Annotated in this window: 17 protein-coding genes; 2 read left to right on the top strand and 15 right to left on the bottom strand. The window is 39.3% G+C overall.

From position 1 onward, the window contains the following. Positions 1–85: 85 nt before the first annotated feature. The 12 genes from ftsA to mraZ form a co-directional block, all read right to left on the bottom strand. Complete coding sequence (gene ftsA, locus ACN9MR_RS02400; RefSeq protein ID WP_055915204.1) at positions 86–1,444, bottom strand: cell division protein FtsA; 1,359 nt, start codon at positions 1,442–1,444, stop codon at positions 86–88. A gap of 5 nt (positions 1,445–1,449) precedes the next feature. After that, entirely contained in the window at positions 1,450–2,700 is a 1,251-nt protein-coding gene (locus ACN9MR_RS02395; RefSeq protein WP_426328088.1) for a cell division protein FtsQ/DivIB, read from the bottom strand. Beyond that, positions 2,693–4,048: a UDP-N-acetylmuramate--L-alanine ligase gene (murC, locus tag ACN9MR_RS02390; RefSeq protein ID WP_426328087.1), complete on the bottom strand. Its 1,356-nt coding sequence runs from the start codon at positions 4,046–4,048 to the stop codon at positions 2,693–2,695. The genes ACN9MR_RS02395 and murC overlap by 8 nt, the downstream gene beginning before the upstream one ends. 110 nt (positions 4,049–4,158) lie before the next feature. Further along, a complete protein-coding gene (gene murG, locus ACN9MR_RS02385; protein WP_426328086.1) occupies positions 4,159–5,262 on the bottom strand; it encodes an undecaprenyldiphospho-muramoylpentapeptide beta-N-acetylglucosaminyltransferase in 1,104 nt (367 codons plus the stop codon). A gap of 306 nt (positions 5,263–5,568) precedes the next feature. Next, positions 5,569–6,762 carry an FtsW/RodA/SpoVE family cell cycle protein gene (locus ACN9MR_RS02380; protein ID WP_426328085.1) on the bottom strand — a complete coding sequence of 398 codons (1,194 nt, stop codon included), beginning with the start codon at positions 6,760–6,762 and terminating at the stop codon, positions 5,569–5,571. A gap of 15 nt (positions 6,763–6,777) precedes the next feature. Continuing rightward, positions 6,778–8,166 (bottom strand): UDP-N-acetylmuramoyl-L-alanine--D-glutamate ligase, encoded by a 1,389-nt coding sequence (gene murD, locus ACN9MR_RS02375; RefSeq protein ID WP_426328084.1) that lies wholly within the window; start codon positions 8,164–8,166, stop codon positions 6,778–6,780. Between the two features lie 96 nt (positions 8,167–8,262). Then, positions 8,263–9,510, bottom strand: a complete 1,248-nt coding sequence (mraY, locus tag ACN9MR_RS02370) for a phospho-N-acetylmuramoyl-pentapeptide-transferase (protein WP_426328083.1) — start codon at positions 9,508–9,510, stop codon at positions 8,263–8,265. Next, positions 9,510–10,967, bottom strand: coding sequence for a UDP-N-acetylmuramoyl-L-alanyl-D-glutamate--2,6-diaminopimelate ligase (locus ACN9MR_RS02365; RefSeq protein ID WP_426328082.1), 1,458 nt, complete (start codon positions 10,965–10,967; stop codon positions 9,510–9,512). The genes mraY and ACN9MR_RS02365 overlap by 1 nt, the downstream gene beginning before the upstream one ends. A 69-nt stretch (positions 10,968–11,036) precedes the next feature. Beyond that, positions 11,037–13,139, bottom strand: a complete 2,103-nt coding sequence (locus tag ACN9MR_RS02360; protein ID WP_426328081.1) for a penicillin-binding transpeptidase domain-containing protein — start codon at positions 13,137–13,139, stop codon at positions 11,037–11,039. Next, the gene (locus tag ACN9MR_RS02355) at positions 13,129–13,551 is read right to left on the bottom strand and encodes an FtsL-like putative cell division protein (RefSeq protein WP_426328080.1); all 423 of its coding nucleotides are present in this window, start codon (positions 13,549–13,551) and stop codon (positions 13,129–13,131) included. The genes ACN9MR_RS02360 and ACN9MR_RS02355 overlap by 11 nt, the downstream gene beginning before the upstream one ends. Further along, entirely contained in the window at positions 13,548–14,453 is a 906-nt protein-coding gene (gene rsmH, locus ACN9MR_RS02350) for a 16S rRNA (cytosine(1402)-N(4))-methyltransferase RsmH (RefSeq protein ID WP_426328079.1), read from the bottom strand. The genes ACN9MR_RS02355 and rsmH overlap by 4 nt, the downstream gene beginning before the upstream one ends. After that, the gene (gene mraZ / locus ACN9MR_RS02345; protein WP_426328078.1) at positions 14,443–14,910 is read right to left on the bottom strand and encodes a division/cell wall cluster transcriptional repressor MraZ; all 468 of its coding nucleotides are present in this window, start codon (positions 14,908–14,910) and stop codon (positions 14,443–14,445) included. The genes rsmH and mraZ overlap by 11 nt, the downstream gene beginning before the upstream one ends. Positions 14,911–15,602: 692 nt before the next feature. Here mraZ and ACN9MR_RS02340 point away from each other — a divergent pair. Next, the gene (locus tag ACN9MR_RS02340) at positions 15,603–16,052 is read left to right on the top strand and encodes a hypothetical protein (RefSeq protein WP_426328077.1); all 450 of its coding nucleotides are present in this window, start codon (positions 15,603–15,605) and stop codon (positions 16,050–16,052) included. A gap of 203 nt (positions 16,053–16,255) precedes the next feature. Further along, entirely contained in the window at positions 16,256–17,815 is a 1,560-nt protein-coding gene (locus tag ACN9MR_RS02335) for a PepSY-associated TM helix domain-containing protein (RefSeq protein WP_426328076.1), read from the top strand. Between the two features lie 244 nt (positions 17,816–18,059). Here the strand turns inward: ACN9MR_RS02335 and ACN9MR_RS02330 are convergent, their stop codons facing one another. The 3 genes from ACN9MR_RS02330 to ACN9MR_RS02320 form a co-directional block, all read right to left on the bottom strand. Continuing rightward, positions 18,060–18,239 carry a hypothetical protein gene (locus ACN9MR_RS02330; protein ID WP_426328075.1) on the bottom strand — a complete coding sequence of 60 codons (180 nt, stop codon included), beginning with the start codon at positions 18,237–18,239 and terminating at the stop codon, positions 18,060–18,062. A 74-nt stretch (positions 18,240–18,313) separates the two neighbouring features. Further along, positions 18,314–18,511, bottom strand: a complete 198-nt coding sequence (locus ACN9MR_RS02325; protein WP_426328074.1) for a hypothetical protein — start codon at positions 18,509–18,511, stop codon at positions 18,314–18,316. 121 nt (positions 18,512–18,632) lie between these two features. Further along, positions 18,633–19,601 (bottom strand): 3-keto-disaccharide hydrolase, encoded by a 969-nt coding sequence (locus ACN9MR_RS02320; protein ID WP_426328073.1) that lies wholly within the window; start codon positions 19,599–19,601, stop codon positions 18,633–18,635. Between the last annotated feature and the right edge of the window lie 247 nt (positions 19,602–19,848).

Below are 19,848 nucleotides of genomic sequence, written 5' to 3'. Positions count from 1 at the left end.
ACTCAATGTAATATTAACACTTTTTCAACAGACGTTTTCCACAACTGTTAATAATGTGGAAAACTCATCTTTTGTGGAAAAATAATTAACTTTTCAAGTAATCTTCATCGCTTACATTCATGTCATCCTGAATGAAAGTTCTTGTTTTTGCCAGTAATTTATCAAACAAACCTGGTCCGCGTTTCTCTTTTTCTTTGGCTGTTTTTGGCTTTTCTACAAAAACGCCAGGCTGTTTCATTTCTTCAATTAACTCTTCAGCTTTCTGGATTCCTTTGATCAGCAAGCCTACACTGGTTGCATACATCGGGCTTTTCAGATCATCATAAATGGTTTTAGGCATATCTTCATATTTAGATAAATGCTCGTTCGGGTAACCAATACGGCAATCTAAACCGGTTACATATTCAACTGCCTGAGATAAGTGTTTTAATAAAGCACCACCACCGGTAATTACAATACCACCGATCAGTTTTTTCTCATATCCGGAAGATTTGATTTCGTAATATACGTGCTCGATAATTTCTTCCATACGTGCCTGAATGACGTAAGCCAGGTTTTTAACCGAAATTTCTTTTGGTTCGCGGCCACGTAAACCAGGAACACAAATAATTTCGTTTTCTTTATTCTCTTCTGCCAATGCAGAACCAAAACGTGTTTTTAATAACTCAGCCTGGTTACGCATTACAGAACAGCCCTCTCTGATATCTTCGGTTACACTATTTCCACCAAAAGGGATAACTGCCGTGTGACGGATAATACCTTCGTGGAAAATGGCAATATCTGTAGTACCGCCACCAATATCAACCAATGCAATACCCGCCTCTTTTTCCTCCTCGCTCAACACCGATTCAGAAGAAGCCAATGGCTCAAGAATTAAATCCTGAGTTTGCAGGCCTGCATTGTTTACACATTTGATAATGTTTTTCACAGCCGTAACCTGACCGGAAATGATATGGAAGTTAGCCTCAAGGCGAACTCCTGCCATACCGATCGGATCTTTAATTCCCGGTTCGTTATCGATTGTAAATTCCTGTGGTAATACATGGATGATTTCCTCACCTGGCGGCATTACCAGCTTAAACATATCATCAATTAACTTATCGATATCTTTTTTACCGATTTCGTTGTTTAATTCTCTTCTTGTTAAAATTCCTCTGTGCTGTAAGCTCTTAATGTGCTGACCAGCAATACCCACATTTACCACCTGTATCTCTACATTGGATTGTCCGCTTGCTACTTCAACTGCTTGAGCAATACCCTGCACGGTTTTTTGAATGTTAGAAACCACTCCACGTGTCACACCCGCCGATTCTGCCTTGCCTATTCCTAAGATTTCTATCTTACCGTGTTGTGTTCTACGACCAACGATAACACAAATTTTTGTAGTACCGATATCCAATCCTACTACGATGGGCGACTGACTGGTAAATTTTGCCTTGTCCATATTCGTTAATTTTGCTGAGTTTTATACTGTTTTTCCAGGGCCCTGATTTCTTTCTCTCTTGCTTCTTTCTCTTTCTTCAGTTGGGCCTCAGATTTTGCCGGCTTTGGCTGTGTTGTTACCGTTTGCTTCGGTTTTTCTTTTTTATCCGCAGGTTTTGTTTCCTTTGGTTTGGTGGCCTGCGTAACCGCTGGCTTTTTTACTTCTGTTTTAATAGGTTCTGTTTTTTTAGGCACTAACGTTTTCACTTCAGCTTTTTTGGGCTCAGCCTTCTTCGCTTCAGCTTTAGGTGCCTCTACCTTTTTTGGTTCAACTTTTTTAGGTTCGGGCTTTTTGGGCGTCTCCTTTTCGGCTTCATCTGCTTCTGGCCGGTCATCCATCGCCGCAACAATTGTGCTATTGATCAGTGAATCGGTTACGTTTCGTTGTATCCTCAAACTATCGGCAGCAGAAATTGTTTTTGCTTTTTTTCCTAATTCTGTCGAATCTCTTTTTTCGCAAACAATCTGGTTGGTATATTTAATATTGATGGTTTTATAAGTATCCCAACCTACCTGCGGCATTGCCTTTTTATAAAACAGCAACAGGTTTTTCATTTTCTTTTCAAGCGAATCGGCATTACCTAAAACAATACGCTGATTACCTACCCTTGGAATCAGTTCGATGTCGTTTTTCTGATCAACCACAATCTGTTCGATCTGAGCGTCCCAAAGGGTATCTTGCTTAATATACTGTGCAGTTTTATATAAATCTCTTGCCAATTGTGTATGCAAAGTATCAACCCTGCTTCCAAAAACCTCTGTAATATGCCCTGTTGCTACCAACACATTAGCAGTGAAGTTTGATGAAATAGGCATTTTCAGTCCATCATTATCGATGTAAAAATCCTGCCCGTTCTCATTCAATATGCGAAGGATAGGCTGGCGCTGTTTTATTTCAATATGCAGTACCCCATCCATATCTACATATACTTTAGCAAAACCTATATAAGGGTTAGATTGCAATTTTTTCTCGATCTTATGAATGTTGATATTCTCGAGGTTACGACCTAAAAGCACACCTTGATCTTCTTTTAAAATGGCATCGATTTCTTCGCGCTCGATGAAATTATCTGCTCCCGGAATCAGGATCTTAACATCGGTACATTTAACCGTCTGCTTCTTCACATTGATAAAACTCAAAAGCACCACCACCCCTGCCAGGCAGATCAGCCAGACAAAGCCAGTAAAAATTGCGCTCCAGTTTATCCGTTTAAGCATGGTTCAAAGTATTTTTAAGGGGCTCGATAATTGTATCGATATCTCCCGCACCTACTGTTAAAATTAATTCAGGTTTTGTGTCCTTAACATACTGAACCACAAAATCTTTTCCACATATTTTTTTATCTGCCAAAGTGATTTTATCCAATAAAAACTGTGCATTTATCCCTTCAAGCGGCAATTCTCTTGCGGGATAAATTTCCAACAACATCAGTTCGTCAGCAGTGCTTAAAACTTTTGCAAATTCATCAGCAAAATCCCTTGTCCGCGTAAAGAGGTGCGGCTGAAAAATCACTGTTAGCTTTTTATCTGGATACAACTGTCTTACCGCATCAAAACAAGCCCTCAGTTCTTCAGGATGATGTGCATAATCATCAATGTAAATCTGATTGCCATTATTTACAATATATTCGAAGCGGCGTTTAACACCTTTAAAATTTGCAACTGCCTGTTTTACCTTTTCTGCATCGATACCCAATTGTAAGGCAATGGCAATGGCAACCGTTGTATTTTCGACATTATGCTTACCGGGAAGCATTAAACTAATGTCTTTGATACTTTGTGTGTTATCGGTATAATCGAAAACAAATTTCGCCCCTTCTACCCTTAAATTCTCTGCCTTTGCAGTTGCCGTTGAACTTGCTGCATAACTGATGCTTTTCTCAAGCGGCAGTCCTTCGTGCGCATAAAGTATACCTTCTGCTTTAAGCTGGCCGGCAAACAAACGGAAAGATTCTTCGAGGTGGCTCTTGTCACCGTAAATATCCAGGTGGTCTGCATCCATAGAAGTAACCACAGCCACATCCGGGTGCAAGGTTAGGAAAGAACGGTCGTATTCATCGGCCTCTACCACTACAACATTGTTCTTACCGAAAAGCACATTACTATTATAGTTACTGGTTATTCCTCCTAAAAAAGCGGTACAATCGTAGCCTGTATCTTTTAAAATATGTGCAACAATAGATGATGTTGTGGTTTTTCCGTGTGTACCTGCAACTGCGATACAGAACATTCCTTTACTGATGATCCCTAAAACCTCAGAACGTTTTTTAAGCGCAAAACCCTTATTAATAAAATGGTTTAAAATTTTAGCATCTTTTGGAATCGCTGGAGTATAAACCACAAGGGTATCATCATGATCATCTAAAAATGCACAGGGCAGCGAAGAAGCCTCATCAAGATACGTAATGAGAATGCCTTCCTGCTCTAAGGTTTCGGTCAGCTTAGTCCTGGTTTTGTCGTAACCACAAACTACTTGTCCGCGTTTAGCAAAATAACGGGCAAGCGCACTCATGCCGATACCACCGATACCTACAAAGAAAACCCTATTTATTTTACTTAGTTCCATTTTTTTAGTTGAGATGTGAGACTTGAGATGTGAGATCTGAGACTTCGACATAACGCCTAATCTCAAATCTAACTTCTCATATCTCACATCTAGTTTCTTATATCTTTTCTTTACTTAATCAATTTCAGTACCTCGTTCGCTATAATTTCGTCTGCTGCTGGCAATGCCATTTCACCTATATTTTCTGAAAGTTTTTCACTCTGTTCTTTGTTATTTAATAACGCCAACGTTTCTTTAACCAAAGTATCTTCTGCAGAGCGATCGTTAATCAATATTGCGGCTCCATTTTTAACCAGGGCCATCGCATTTTTAGTTTGATGGTCTTCTGCTACATTTGGCGAAGGCACCAATATCACCGGTTTTTTTATCAAACATAGTTCTGCAATGGTTCCAGCTCCAGCCCTGCTCACAATTACATCTGCTGCTGCATAAGCGAGGTCCATTTTATTTAAAAACTCAAGGATGCGCACATTGGGGTGATATGCTAAACCCAACCTTTCTATAATCCCTTTGTAGTAATATTTACCTGTTTGCCAAATTACCTGCACATCTTGCGCAAGGATATCGGGTAAATGTTTTTCAATTGCTTTATTCAAAGTACCTGCGCCTAAACTTCCACCAGTAACCATAATGGTCTTTTTCAATGGGTCGAGTTTTAACAGTTCAGCACCCTGAAAATGTTTCCCTTTAATATCAACCACTTCCTGGCGGACAGGATTTCCTGTTTTTATAATCCTATCTGCTGGAAAAAACTGATCCATATCATCAAAGGCGACACAGATTTTTGAAGCCTTTTTACCTAACCATTTATTGGTTATTCCGGCATAAGAATTCTGTTCCTGAATGAGGTAAGGAATTCCTTTCAAAGAGGCTGCATACAATAGTGGGCCTGAGGCATAACCTCCAACACCTACTACAGCATCGGGCTTAAAATCATTGATAATCTGCATGGCTTTGCGCACGCTACCGATTAACTTAAACGGGAGCGCAAGATTTTTAATAATCGACCCACGTTGCATCCCGCTAATATTCAATCCTATAATTTTATATCCGGCTGCTGGAACTTTTTCCATTTCCATTCGGCCTATAGCACCCACAAATAAAATTTCACAGGTTGGCACCATGCGTTTTAGCGCATTGGCTATGGCCACGGCGGGAAAAATATGCCCGCCGGTGCCACCACCTGATATGATAATTTTTGGGGAATTATTCATTTTAATTATTATTTAACCGCAAAGAGCGCTGAGTTTTTCACAAAGCACGCTAAGCATTTTGTTTTTTAACCACCGAGTGTACAAAGTTTTCACAGAGGGCACTGATTTTTATTCTTTTTGTTTACCACAAAGGCGCTAAGTGCACCAAGGTTTTTCTATCGGATTTCACACTTAGGGTTGGTCAATTGAATAAACAATTTCTTTGTAATCTCTGTGCCAACCTCCGTGTCCTCTGTGGTTAAATTTTTACTTTATTATTTTTTAAATAGAATGCTTCGTCATACTTCCTCGCAATGACGATTCATCTTAAGCTATTGCAGGTATTTCACCTATTATTATTTTATTTTTTACTTTCTCTTTTTCTTCTTTTGTTAACGCATTTGCATTTTCTTCTACATCACGGCTTACGCTGAGTATAATCCCGAAGGCCACACTGGTAAAGATCATGGATGTACCGCCCATACTTACCAATGGAAGCGGAACTCCCGTTACCGGGCCCAGTCCTACCGCAACTGCCATGTTTGCAAAGGCCTGTATGGTCAGACTGAAACTCAGTCCGGCCGCAAGCAATGCACCGAATGCCTTGGGCGCCCGGGTTACGATCTTAATACATCGGTATAAAAGCACCAGGTAAAGAGTCATAACAATCAGCCCTCCAAACGTTCCCCATTCCTCAATAATAATGGCGAAAATAAAATCGGAATAAGGATGTGGAAGAAAGTTTTTTTCTGTACTATTACCTGGGCCTTTACCAAATAGTCCCCCACTCGCCAAAGCTATTTTTGAATGATCTGCCTGGAAAGTTTTATCTGAATGCTGCACTTCAGGGTGTATAAACGTATTGATACGCGACATGTAGGTTTTTCTCCTTGGACCCAAAAAGAAAACGAACAATAGCAGAACGAAACCGCCCGCACAAACAATGGCAATCTGTTTAATACTGATCCTACCGATAATTAACAACAAAATACTTACACCAAACAGCATTAATGCTGTAGATAGGTTGGCCAGTGCGATTAAAACAAATACCACACAAACAGAGCCCATAATGGGTATAAATGACTCTTTAACATTTTTAATATTTTCTTGCTTTTTAGTCAGCATTCTGGCCAAAAAGGTAATCAACGCGAGTTTAGCCAAATCGGAAGTCTGAAAGGTTAATCCGATTACCGGTATTTTAACCCATCTTGATGCATCGTTCAAATTCGTTCCGAATATTAGCGTATACAACAACAAAGGGATGGTAACGATCATCAGTACTTTCGAAATACCCGCATAATAGCGATAATCGAGCAAGTGGGCGATATAGATCATCCCGATACCCATTAGCACAAAAATTAAATGTTTGGTAAGCAAAAGCTTTTCTACGGCTTCTCCTTTTTTATATGCCAAGGTACCTGTTGCACTATACACCGCCATTACGGATATAAGCGAAAGCAGGATGATGATCAACCAGATCCATCTATCGCCTTTTGTTTTATTAAGTAGTGCTTGGAACATATATTGTACCTCCTATTATAATTCTCTAACTGCCGCTTTAAACTGGTTACCGCGGTCTTCGTAATTTTTAAACAGATCGAAACTTGCACAAGCCGGAGATAACAACACCGTATCACCACGCTTAGCCAGATGGAAAGCAATCTGCGCTGCTTCATCAGCCGAAAAGGTATTTACAATTACTTCTACATCATCCTCGAAGGCATCGTGGATGCGTTTATTGTCCTTACCCAAACAAACGATAGCCTTAACCTTACTTTTAACCAGATCTTTAAGCATGTTGTAATCGTTTCCTTTATCAACACCGCCCATAATCAGCACCACATCGCTGGTCATACTCTCCAAAGCATACCAGGTAGAGTTCACATTGGTGGCCTTACTGTCGTTGATAAAATCGATCCCCGAAATTTTGGCCACATGCTCTAACCTGTGCTCAATATTTTTGAAATTGCCCATGCTTTCGCGGATGGTCTCATTTCTTAATTCTAAAACTTTAGACACAATGCCTGAGGCCATAGAATTGTAAATGTTGTGCTTGCCCTGTAGGGCTAAATCTGAAATAGACATGGTTAGTTGGTTATTTGGTTCTGTAAGGATATGTATAGTAGTTTCTTCTAAATAAGCACCCAGTTCTACTTTTTTAGTAATTGAAAAGGGAAAGGCTTTTGCCAGAGGCTTTATCAGCGCAATGGCTTTCAGGCTCTCTTCGTCATCTGCACAATAAATGAAAACATCTTCTGCTTTCTGATTTTGAACAATCCGCATTTTAGATGCAGCATAATTTTCCAGTTTATAATCGTAACGGTCTAAATGATCCGGCGTGATGTTAAGCAAAACAGCGATGTCTGCTTTAAATGCGAACATATCATCAAGCATGAAGCTCGAAATTTCCAGCACGTAGTATTCGTAATCTTCAGTAGCAACCTGTGCTGCAAAACTCTGTCCGATGTTACCAGCTAACCCCACATTTAAACCCGCATTTTTCAGGATGTGATAGGTTAATAAACTCGTAGTCGACTTACCGTTTGAACCCGTAATGCAGATGGTTTTTGCATTGGTATATCTTTTGGCAAATTCAATTTCCGAAACCACTGGAATCCCTTGTGCAACTAATTTTTTAATAATTGGCGCTGTAGGCGGAATACCAGGACTTTTAATTACTTCTGTAGCATTTAAGATCAGTTCTTCGGTGTGTTTTTCAGATTCGAACGGAACAGAAAGTTTTTCTAATGCAGCTTTATATTTATCGGTAATTACACCGTAATCTGAAACAAAAACATCGAAACCTCTTGCCTGAGCCAATTTTGCAGCGCCAACGCCACTTTCACCGGCACCAAGAATAACCACACGGCCCTGCCCGGTCATCGCTGACTTAGTATTGCTTGATGTGATATTATTCGTGCTCATTTTATTTTAGTATATTTATTATTCTCTCTTTTACTTTTCAGCTTTAGTCTTCGGCATTTAAACCTCTAAACCCTCAGCCCTAAACCTTCTAATCCTCTACCTCAATTTCAATGTTACTATAGTCATAATCGCAAGCATGATTCCGATAATCCAGAAACGGGTAACAATTTTGGCCTCGTGGTATCCTTTTTTCTGGTAGTGGTGGTGCAAAGGCGACATCAGGAAAATCCTGCGACCTTCACCAAATTTCTTCTTGGTATATTTAAAATAAGATACCTGCATAATTACCGACACCAGTTCTACCAGGAATATCCCACATAAAATCGGAATTAATAGTTCCTTGCGGATCATGATGGCAAATGAGGCAATGATTCCCCCAATGGCCAAACTTCCGGTATCGCCCATAAAAATCTGCGCAGGGTAAGAGTTGTACCAAAGGAAACCTACGCAGGAACCCACAAATGCACCTGCAAAAATCATCAGCTCTGCAGAGTTTGGGATATACATGATATTGAGGTAATCAGCCATAATGGTATTACCCGATACATAAGCTAAAATACCGAGGGTAATCCCGATTACTGCCGAAGTTCCCGTAGCTAGGCCATCAATCCCATCGGTAATGTTTGCCCCGTTCGACACAGCGGTAATGATAAATACCGTTACGATCAGGAAGATGAAAAATGCATATTTCTGGTAATCGGCACCCAAAAACTTCAATACCTTTGCATAATCGAACTCATTGTTCTTATAAAAAGGCATATTGGTTTTAGTCGATTTTACATCTTGTGTATAATAAAAGGTTTCTCCCTTTTGGCGCAATACCATCGGAACCGTAGAAGTGCTTTTTACATCGTCCTGTACAGTTTCCCTTACCACAATATTTGGGTGGAAGTACATGGTGCAACCTACAATTAAGCCCAAACCAACCTGACCAACTACTTTAAAACGACCTGCTAAACCTTCTTTATTCTTTTTGAAAACTTTGATATAATCATCTAAAAAGCCCACAACCCCCATCCAGATCGTAGTGATTATCATTAAAATTACATAGATATTGGAGATATTGGCAAATAACAAGGTCGGAATAAGAATGCCCAGCAAAATAATGATACCACCCATTGTTGGCGTACCTTGTTTTTGCATCTGTCCTTCTAAACCTAAATTTCTTACCGTTTCTCCAACCTGTTTTTTATGCAGATAATCAATCAACCTACGGCCATAAACGGTGGTAATTATCAATGATAAAATAATAGAGACAGATGCACGGAAAGTGATGTACTGAAACAACCTTAACCCAGGTATATCATAATGCTTATGCAGGTATTCGAATAATAAATATAACATTAGCTGATTGGTTTTAGTTGTTCAAGTAAAATTTCTTTATCATCAAAATGGTTCCTTATGCCATTAATTTCCTGATATTTCTCGTGCCCTTTACCAGCAACAAGAATAATATCTCCTGGCCGCGCTAAATGGCAGGCTGTTTTTATTGCTTCTTTTCTATCTAAAATGGAAAGGGTTTTACGTTTATTGGTCGGTGAAACACCAGCTTCCATTTCGCTGATAATCGTTTGTGGATCTTCCGTTCTGGGATTATCGGAAGTGAGGATCACTTTATCGCTCCAATCGCATGCTACCTGAGCCATAATAGGGCGTTTTGTTTTATCACGATCTCCCCCGCATCCGATTACGGTAATTACTTGCTCGGTTCCTTTACGGATATTGGCGATGGTGCTCAACACATTCTGAACAGCATCGGGCGTATGCGCGTAATCTACAATACCTATAATCTTATCTGCAGAGGTAATGTAATCAAATCTTCCTTCAGCGCCTGATAAACGGCTCAACAATGTAAGCACCTTTAACTTATCCTGTTCCAACAAAATAGCTGTTCCATAAACCGCTAATAAATTATACGCATTAAAAGAGCCTACAAGCTTGAAGTAAACATCTTCGTTATCGATATCTAAATGCAGCCCGCTAAACTGGTTCTCGATAATTTTTGCTTTAAAATCGGCCAGTTGTTTAAGCGCATAAGTTTTTTTATGTGCTTTTGTATTCTGCAGCATTACCACACCGTTTTTATCATCGATATTGGTCAATGCAAATGCCGATTTAGGCAAAACATCAAAAAATGCTTTTTTTGCTTTCAGATAAGCGTCGAAAGTTTTATGAAAATCTAAATGATCGTGTGTTAAATTCGAAAATACACCACCCGAGAAAGTCAAACCTTCAATCCGGTGCTGAGAAACCGCATGAGAGCTTACTTCCATAAAACAGTAATCACAACCTGCATCGACCATTTCTCTTAAGAGCTGATTTAATGCGATCGGATTTGGTGTGGTATGCGTTGCCGCCACAACCGTATCATTGATATAATTCTCTACTGTTGATAAGAGCCCGGTTTTGTAACCTAAATCTTTAAATAATTTAAAAAGAATAGTAGCAATGGTGGTTTTTCCGTTCGTTCCTGTTATGCCGATCAGTTTTAAATCTGCCGACGGGTTTCCAAAATAATTCCCGGCAATGATACCCAAAGCCACAGCAGTGTTTTCTACTTTAATGTAAGTAACGGTAAAATCATCGATCTCTGGTAGATTTTCACAGATGATTACACCTGCTCCCTGCTGAACAGTCTGCTCAATAAACTGGTGTCCATCAACTACAGTGCCCACTATAGCAAAAAAGATATCATCTTTACTTACTTTACGCGAATCGAAATTCAGCGCATTGATTTCCCTATCGGTTCTACCAACCAATTCTTTAATCGTTACGCCATAAAGTAAATCCTGTAATTGCATTTTTTTTATTTTTTTAGTATCGAGTAGTGAGTATCAAGTAGCAAGACCTTAAACCCTATACCTTTTACCTTAATTCAACTCAATTTGTACACCCAATCCTTTACCCACCTTTGTTCCGGCGATGATGGATTGACTGACCACTTTTCCAGAACCCGAAACCTTTGTTTTCAGCCCCGCATTCCCCAAAAGGTACAATGCGTCTTTCAGCCCCATTCCCGTCACATTTGGCATCACACCTTTACGCTCGTTATTTTCCTGAAAAACTGTTCCTGCACTGGTATCTATAATATTGTAATACTCAGATTTTGAAGCAAAAAGCGGCTTAAAACCAAATGCTTTATACACTTTCTGAGTTGCTTTACTCTGTCCTGCTTTTGTTGGCGGATTACCCGTGTTACCTACCAAACGGGTTGGCATATCGTTATACATCTGCATATCGCTAGCATAAATACGGTCGGCAATTTCCCTGAAAACCGGCCCTGACACTGATCCACCGTAATAATCACCTTTCGGATCATTAATCACCACGATCATTGAATATTTTGGCTTATTAGCAGGAAAATAACCTACAAAAGAAGCCTGATACTGCTTATTTGCCTTATATCCTTTGTTTGCATCAGCTACCTGGGCCGTACCTGTTTTACCCGCGATTGGATATAGCGAATTGTAAACGTAGCGCTTTCCGCTACCCTCCAACACCACACCTTCAAGCATTTTTTTGATCTTACTCAACGTTACATCAGAACAAATTTTATCGTTGATTACCCTGGCTTTAAACTGCTCGATCGGATTACCCAGCCTTCTAATCTCCTTTACAAAAATCGGTGCTACCATTTTACCGTTGTTAGCCACCGCATTATACATGGTAAGCATTTTTAACGGCGTTAACTGCATCTCGTAACCATAAGCCATTTGCGGCAAAGTCATATTTTTGTTCCAGCTTTTATTGGTTTTTGGATTCTTAACAGCTGGCATGGCTTCCCCAGGAATCTGCAAACCCATTTTTTCATTCAAATGCCAGTCATACAAATGATCAGTAAACTTTTTAGGATTCTCACCATATTTACTGTTGATCAAATAAGCAATAGCGGCATTTGATGATTGTTCAAATGCTTTTTTAACGGTTACCACACCGATGCTTCCGTGAGAATCTTTAATTGTATGGCCAGGGATTTTATAGGTACCCGTTCCAACCATGGTATTGGTATCAACCAGTTCATCCTCCAGCAAAGCCATATATGAGGCTAGTTTAAAAGTTGAACCCGGATCCTGGTTACCTGCAATGGCATAATTGAATTTCTCTTTATATACTCCCTCTTCTACTTTGGAGAAATTGGCTACCGCACGGATTTCGCCCGTAGCCACTTCCATCACAATCACCGCACCATGATCGGCCTCCGATTTGATCAGCTGTTTTTCTAAAGCACTTTGCGCCAGATCCTGCATATTGATATCAATGGTAGAAATAATATCAGCACCATCTTTCGGAGCCACTTCAGCTTCTTCATTAACAGGAATATAAACCCCACCGGCAATTCGCTGCATTAATCTTTTTCCTGTTTCGCCGTTGATATATTCCTTATAAGCCCCTTCTAAACCCACTCCGTTTTTAACATTCTCATTTTTATAACCAATGGTACGGGCAGCCAAAGCCTGAAAAGGAAGAATCCGTTTGTTCTGCTGAACAGCAATTAAACCACCACTAAACTTACCGATGTTATATAACGGAAAAGTCCTGATGGTTTTAAGATCAGCATAACCCACTTTACGGTGGATCAATAAATAGCGCGAGCTGTCCTGACGGCCTTTACGCAGGTATCTGGCATACTCCTTAGCCGTTTTATCCTGAAAGAGCTGAGCTAATTTATAACCCAGTGAATCTACTTTCTCGTTAAATACTTTATCATCGGCAATACCGCCAGCAAACATATCCATGCGCAGTTCGTATTCTGGTATCGAAGTAGCCAGCAAACTGCCATCGTTAGAATAAATATTTCCACGGGTAGCTTCCACATTTACATATCGTGTAGAAAGACTATCTGCCATAGCTTTCCATTTTTTCCCTTGCACATATTGTACCTGACCGAGGCGCAAAAACACCGCGAAAGCAAAAAGCACAATTAAGCCAAATGCCAGATATACACGAAGCAAGATGTTTGCTCTAATATTCATCGCTTTTAACAATTATTTTTTTTGGTGGTTCAATCAGTTCCTTTATACCAAGGGTATCTACCTTTTTGGCAACCTCTGTCAGTTTACTCTTGAACATCAGGTCGGCCTTAAGGGATTTATACTCCCATCTTAATTCTTTTACTTCTTTATTTAATTTATCAATCTGGCGAACATTGTTTACCGCAAAGTGACTGTTGGCGATATAAATCATTCCCAAGAACGCCAGAAAACACAAATAAGGCAAAGCATCAGTTGCCGCCTCTTTACTTACTAATCCATCATTAAAAAGCTTGCTGATAAATGAATTGCTATCCATTTTTTCTTCAGCAGTTTTTGCCCTTTTGGGCGCAGCTTTTAGCTCTGGTTCGGGCCCAATCTCTTCCTCTTCTATCTCTTCCCTAAACCTGTTCATATCTTTTCTGCAATTCTTAGTTTCGCACTGCGGGCCCTATTGTTTTGAGCAATCTCCTCATCAGTGGCAATTATCGCTTTACGTGTAATTACATTAAATGGCTTTTGCTGGTTTCCGAAAAAATCCTTCTCTACCTCACCCTGAAATTTGCCTTTCGCCATAAAGTTTTTAACCGGCCTGTCTTCTAAAGAATGATAAGACATCACCACTAAATGGCCGCCAGGCTTCAATACGTCAGCAGCCTGCTGCAAAAAATCTTCAAGCACCTGGATTTCGGCATTCACTTCTATACGTAGCGCCTGAAAAACCTGCGCCAGATATTTATTCTCTTTTCCTTTAGGAATATAACCAGCAATAGCCGCCTTCAAACTGTCGATATCGGTAAAAGGCTGTTCTAAACGAGAGGTTACAATGGCACGAGCCAACGATTTAGCATTCTTCACCTCTCCATAAATCCCAAAGATTTTATGCAGCATATCCTCTGTATAGGTATTCAATATTTCGGCAGCCGTTAAATCACGGTGCTGATCCATACGCATATCCAGATCGGCATTATGACGAATAGAGAAACCACGTTGCGGCACATCGAACTGATGCGAGGAAACCCCAAGATCAGCTAAAATACCGTCGACCTGCTTAAAACCTTTTAAGCGGAGATTATTTTTCAAAAAACCAAAGTTCTGGTCGATAAAAATAAAGCGATCGTCGGCAGGAACATTCGCTTGGGCATCAGGATCCTGATCGAATGCAATCAATTTCCCTTTCGGACCAAGATGTTTCAAAATCTCTTTCGAATGACCACCGCCACCAAAAGTAACATCCACATACACCCCATCCGGCTTAATATTCAAACCATCAATACAAGGCTGCAACATTACAGGAACATGGTAATTATTCGCCATCTGCCTCTCCTTTCTTATCTCCCATTACTTTTTGGGCAAGGCTCGCAAAATTGGCCGGAACATCATCAAAAATATCTTCGTATGATTTTTTATCCCACACCTCGATACGATCTAACTGACAGGCCAGCACGAGATCACTACCGATACCCGCATATTCTACCAAAGATTTCGGCAAAAGCACACGGCCAGCTGCATCAAGCGAAAGCTCGGTTGCCCCGCGCGTAAACGCCCTAACAAATGCACGGTTTTCCTGATCGTAAATATTAAGCTTGGCAAGATCGGCCACAACGGCATCCCACACATTTTTAGGATAGATCACCAGGTTTTTCTCAAAACCACGGTTAATAATGAGCCCATCATTCTCGGCATTAGGCAATTGTTTCTTAAGCGCAGCAGGCACCATAAGGCGGCCCTTTGCGTCAAGTTTACAATCGAATTCTCCTAAAAGTTGGGTCATAGTGGTATCTACACTTTATATCTAGTGTAAAAGTAAATAGTTCTACCACTTTTTACCACTTTTTACCACAAAAAAGTTTTCCACATCCTTTTTGTTACAATTATGGTGCGGCAATATACCTAGAATAAGTATATCGGCATAAGGAAAAAAGCCTTAACAACTGATAATAAGCCTATTAAAATAAAATATTAAAAAGTGTTACGTCCGCCCAATTCTTATTTACTGGGTTTTTCTCCAAACGCACTCATTTATAGCTTTTAAAATGTGGGAGAACCTCCCACTTTATTACGAAATTTTATCTCTTTCGAAAAAATACCACTACTAAAAGCCTGATATAACCTGAAACGATTAAAGTTGTAGCTCAGAACCGCGCAGATCGGAACAGCAGGTGAATTTAAAGACCTCATAAGGTAAAAACCTTTTATATCATTTTGCAACTGAACAACCACAACCGAAAGCAAAATACGCATTAAAGGCAAATGTAAAAAACATTAACAGCACAGATAGCAACGGAATTTTCACTTATAATTAAGCCTTTTGAGGAAGTGTGGTTGAGCTGAAGTAAGAAAAAAGCTTAATAATATTTCATAGCTAATTAAACAAGCTCCGTATTTAAATCATTACATTTTATAATATATTTTTTACATTTTACATGTAGTTTAAATTTTATTATGCGATTGATACTTTTTATAATGATACTAGTTTCCAGCTTTAATCTTAAAGCGCAGGATAAATTAGTACACTTTGATGCAAAGCTTTTATCCCGATTTATTTTAAATAATATAAATCACGAAATGATAAAAGATTCAACAGCTGTTTATACTTTCAGTTTAAAAATCGAGATAGAGAAAAAAAAAGGAATTCAACTAGTTAAAACTAATGTTAACAATCCGTTAATATCTCTTGCTCTTGATAGTCTGAATGCTTTAAATAAATATAATTATGATGTTTATTTAAAAAATGGAAAGGCTAAAATTTTAATGCGGTTTTACTTAATTGCTTTAAGCTCTGACTATAATCCTAAGTTAGTGGACGTTCATAATATCCCGGAAACAATTAAGTTCCTTTTTGAAAAAGGGGATGATACTTTCATAGATATGGGAGCTTATGGAATAACGATTGATAAGAAAGTTTATAATTGAGAATTATTTATTCGGGGAATGATATCTTTTCTCGCTGCAAACAGAATATATAACTTAAAACTAGTATCATTTATAAAATGATAAGCATTAAGTAATAAAGATTATTTAGACTCATTAAAAATAATTTGGAAGAAAGCATTTAAAACGATTTCTTTGTAGCGTAAACCAAACAATATTGCACAACGAGGATACTACGCTCAAGAATGAAATCAGAAAATACCTCCAAAAAATTAAGCTGGGCAAAACACCAAAAAAGGTGGTTTGGCAAATGGCATCTGTACCTGGGCATTATTGCAGGAGCAATTGTAGCCTTTGTAGGCGTTACAGGCAGTATCCTGGTTTTTCAGGATGAGATAGACCGCGCGCTGAACCCTAATCTGTTCGAAATAATTGCGCAGAAACAAAAAATGCCAATTGAGGATATTGTGCCTTTGATCAAGAAAAACTATCCCAGCTTAAAAATTGATTACCTGATGCTCAACAACTTCAAAAATCCCAATGAAGCTTACAGCGTTATGAATTTAAAAAGTGGCGAAGAAACCTTTATTAATCCATATACCGGAAAAACAAGTGGTAAAAGAATACATACCAGCTCTTTTGTCCACGTGGTTACCGAACTGCACCGGACATTGCTTATTCCTGTTGCCGGGCGTTATATCTGTGGTTTAGCTTCACTCTGTCTTTTAATTTTAGCCATTTCAGGCTTACGTTTATGGATCCCAAAAAAATGGAAACAGCTAAAATCAGCACTTACAGTAAGGTTTAGCGGCTCGTTTAAGCGACAAAATTACGATTGGCACAATTCACTCGGGTTTTACTCCTCTCCTATAGTAGCGATATTGAGCCTTACCGGTTTTTCGATTACTTTTTCTACGCTTGTTATTCCATTGTTATTTTTGCTTAGCGGGAAGTCGCCACAAGGAGTTGCCCAATTATTAGGCGCTAAATCAGCATGGCACGCACAGGCAGTATCCCTTCCACTCAAAGAGATTGTTGCCGCAGCCAAACAAAAAATGCCGAATGCTGATATTGGAGGAATTGCTTTTCCGGCCGATAAAACAGGAACTTATCGTTTAGATGTAGTGAGTGGAAACCTGCCCAAAGTTGGGAAAAGAGAAATGCTTATTGTTGATCAATACACAGGTAAAGTACTACTGAACAGCCGCAAAGATTTTCCTAATGTTGGCAATGCTTATCTTAGCTGGTTAACACCAATCCACTATGGGAGCTTTGGCGGCAGGCCTACACAGATTATCGCCATTATTGCCGGCTTAATGCCACTTGCCCTATTTATTACAGGCTTTATTATCTGGTGGCCACGTTATAAGAAACAAAAGAAAGGTAAAAAACGAAAAACAAATGAATCAGCTTTAGAAATCCCTAAAGTTGAAAAAGAACCAAAGCAGGCAAAAATCGAAACACCACTGCCAAAATTAGGCAGGTATTTCCTGATCCAGTTTAAATCCGGGTTAAAATACGCCATAATTATTATTCCAATTAGCTTTATTATGGGTGCACTCTATGGCCTTCCTTCAGGAATCATTATCCAGCCGGCCATTTTTGTTGTGGCGTTTAGCTGCATAATGGTCTGTTTGAATTTTATATGTGCACTATTGTCAGAAATATTCAATATCCTTTTCCTGCTTCCTTTTAAAAAGGGAAGTCATAGGGTAACACGCTATTTTGCCTTATCAACTGCATTTTTCGTTTGTTACCTAGCTGTGTATATCGTTCTTCTCAATACTGGTCTGGAAGTCTTCTAAGTTATTGGCACCCTGCCTGAGGCTTGATGTTACCGCCTGATTGATAACTCAAAATTCATTCTTATCGTGTCAGATGGTAACATCTGACAACACTAATATCAACAGCTTTTCTGGTATGTTATCTGGCGGTTTATATGGTGCTGCTTAATACGGGGCTTGAGGTTTTCTAGTGTGAACGCTTCGGCACGCTCTTACAGTCAGATGGTAACAACTGACAACACGTACATCTGACAACAGGTAATGGCTATTTCTTCAGTATAAAATCTTTTAGCTGTTTTTCAAACTTGCCACTTGAGAAGGTTTCGTCGCTATCGATACTTTTGGCACTACTTTTACCTGGCATAACATTAACCAAAGTACATGAAACCCTGGTTTTGGTAGCAGTCATTTTTTCTACATTGATCAACCATAAACTTGTTATCATTGCTTTTACCAGCTTGTTTTTATACTTTACAATGAGGTAATTTTTATGATTAACTGAAGGATAGACTTCATCTTTTATTGAAATATTAGTTGTAAAAAGCCGATCATCTTTATGGCATCAAAAGGCCCATCTTTTGATAAAGTACTTTGAAGTTTACTAACCAGGTTAATTACCTCATCTCTATTCTTATCGACTATAAAAGATATCTTTTGCGCTTTTACCAGTGATAAGTTCAATAAAAACATGCCGATTAAAAGTAGTTTGTTTTTCATATATCATTTTTTAATAGTGAGGGTTCAATACATGAACTATTAGTAGATGGCCATTAAATAGTCTTCCAAAGTATTTCAATGAAAAGGCCTGGTTTTAACCCAAGCCTTTTCCAATCAATAATTATTTCGCCGGTGTAATTACAATTTTCCGGTATTCGATCGGTTCGTGATCTCCCTGAAGATAAATAGGCCCGGGCTCCCCCTCATTACTATCCAATGCTCCTCCGGTAATGCCCGGAATTTCCTGGTTACTGATGATGGTTTTACCATTGGCTACCACGGTTACCAAACGGCCAACCAGGGTAATATCATAATACTGCCATTCGTCGGGGCCAAGCGTAACCATTTCATTGGCGGTTAAAAACCCATAAATACCACCGAAGAGTACACTATTAGGATGCGCATCTTTTTTGCTATCTTCAATCTGCACCTCGTAACGGCCTCTTAAATATACCCCACTGTTTCCTCCTTTGGTATATTTGAATTCTACGTGGAGTTTGAAATCATTATACTTCTGTTCGGTAATGAGATTTGAACCTGCTTTCGGACTGGTTAAAATACCGTTTTTCACGATCCATTGGTTTTGTCCACTGGCTTTCCAGCCTGACAGATCTTTGCCATTAAACAAATTAACAGGTTTACCCCATACCGGCGCAATAGCCCTTTTAAGGTAAGGCGCCTTAATACCTTTCCAGCTATATTGTTTACCGTCGCAATTGGTCATTGTCCCCTGGATTCCTGCATTGTCAACCGTGCCATCGATAATCAGATTAGAGGTACCACTTTCCCATTGCGGCGGGATTTCGAACCTAAACTTTCCATTATCAAACTTTACTTCCGATACCGGACGCGCGCTACCGGCAGTAGATACAAAGTACCCCACTAAAGTTTTATAACCCGATAGTTTTACTTCAAGCCAGGCTGGTGCCGGCTTTCCATTTACATCAACTGTAATGTCCCATCGGCCAATCAATGCTGCAGGCTCAACAACAAGTTTGATGTTATCGTGTATCGTTACAGCGAATGTTTTTTGAGACAGACCTGCGAGGAGCAGACAGCCTATACCAAACAAAAAGATTTTTTTTCTCATAAATGTAATTTGATTTATTATGTACCTGATGTTTTATAACCTAAAACCACAACTAAGTTACAGGCCAAGGTAAATGGCCGGTAAGGTATGACTTATTTGTTTTAAGTACAAGTAACGCTTACCTCCTGCGCAGCATCGTTACAAGATATGCTTATACCGTTATAACAATAAGTCTAAAAAAACAGGGGTGCTAAGCCAAGTGCCAAACTGTGTGGGTTGAAATCATCTAAAAACAAAGGCCCCTGCA

Source organism: Pedobacter sp. R-06 (assembly GCF_049913135.1).
Classification (GTDB): domain Bacteria; phylum Bacteroidota; class Bacteroidia; order Sphingobacteriales; family Sphingobacteriaceae; genus Pedobacter.
Note: the sequence above shows the minus strand (reverse complement) of the source record. Positions and strands in the feature narration are given on the sequence as shown.